Source organism: Ruegeria atlantica (assembly GCF_013033965.1).
Lineage (GTDB): Bacteria > Pseudomonadota > Alphaproteobacteria > Rhodobacterales > Rhodobacteraceae > Ruegeria > Ruegeria atlantica_D.
In genome coordinates this window covers 1-1,285 of the sequence record NZ_WQFE01000043.1, presented here as the reverse complement: position 1 = coordinate 1,285, position 1,285 = coordinate 1, and the positions used below count along the sequence as shown (strand labels likewise).

Annotated in this window: 1 protein-coding gene; it reads left to right on the top strand. The window is 58.1% G+C overall.

The genetic code is table 11. From position 1 onward, the window contains the following. Positions 1 to 85 precede the first annotated feature (85 nt). A protein-coding gene (locus GOW16_RS22595; RefSeq protein ID WP_170419819.1) for an IS3 family transposase occupies positions 86 to 1,224 on the top strand; the annotation gives its coding sequence in 2 pieces (ribosomal slippage) (positions 86 to 350 and positions 350 to 1,224; 1,140 coding nt in all). The last annotated feature ends 61 nt before the right edge of the window (positions 1,225 to 1,285 follow it).

The following is a 1,285-nucleotide window of genomic DNA, read 5'->3' as shown; positions in this document are numbered from 1 at the left end:
AGAGGTGGCCTGAGGAATCTGAACAGTTGAGTTAGGTGGATTTTCCGCTCCTGATCCGGCAGCGTGCCGGGAAGAAGGAGCTAAGATGGCAAGACGACCGAGACGGAACCACAGCCCTGCATTCAAGGCGAAAGTCGCGTTGGCGGCTTTGAAGGGCGACAAGACGATGAGTGAACTGGCGACGCAGTTCGATGTGCATCCAAACCAGATCAAGCAGTGGAAGGATCAGCTTCTCGATGGCGTGGCGGACGTTTTCGATGACAAGCCGAAGGCGTCGAAGGAACCTGAGATCGACGTGAAATCGTTGCACGCGAAGATTGGCCAGCTGACGCTGGAAAATGATTTTTTGGGAGAAGCGCTCGCCAATGCCGGTCTGTTGGGGAGCGCAAAGAAATGACCAACCGCGATCACAAGCTGAGCCTCACGCGTCAGGCCGATCTGCTCGGGATCAGCCGGGGCAGTTTGTACTATGAACCGCGTCCGGTCTGCGAAGATGACCTCAGGCTGATGCGCCGGATCGACGAATTGCACATGGACTATCCGTTTGCGGGCAGCCGGATGATGAAGGGCCTTCTTCGCCAGGAAGGCTTTGCCGCCGGGCGCTTGCATGTGGCCACTTGCATGAAGCGGATGGGCCTTCAGGCCTTGTATCGCAAGCCGAACACGTCGAAACCGGCACCCGGCCACAAGATCTTTCCATACCTTCGGAGAAAGCTGGTAGTAACGCGGCCGAACCAGGTCTGGGCGATGGACATTACCTACATCCCAATGGCGCGCGGGTTCGTCTATCTGGTCGCCGTGCTGGATTGGTTCAGCCGGAAAGTTCTGGCCTGGCGATTGTCGACGACGCTGGAAACCGGACCGTGCATTGAGGCTTTGAAAGACGCCATGCGCCGCCACGGCAAACCCGAGGTCATGAACACGGACCAGGGTAGCCAGTTCACATCCATCGACTTCATCAAGACCCTGAAGGATGCGGGCATCCAGATCAGCATGGACGGCAAGGGCGCGTGGCGGGACAACGTCTTCGTCGAACGGCTCTGGCGGACGATCAAATACGAGGAAGTCTATCTGCGTGCCTACGACAGCGTATCGGCAGCCCGCGAAAGCCTGGGCCGGTATCTGACGTTCTACAACGGCAGGCGGCCACACTCATCGCTGGACGGGCAGACGCCCGATCAGGCATATCTCAACCCGTCGTCACCAATCCCGGTGGCGGCATAACCGAGCGGGAAATCCACTTACGAAACGGCTCGAAACTGTTCAAACGAACCGAACCACCTCT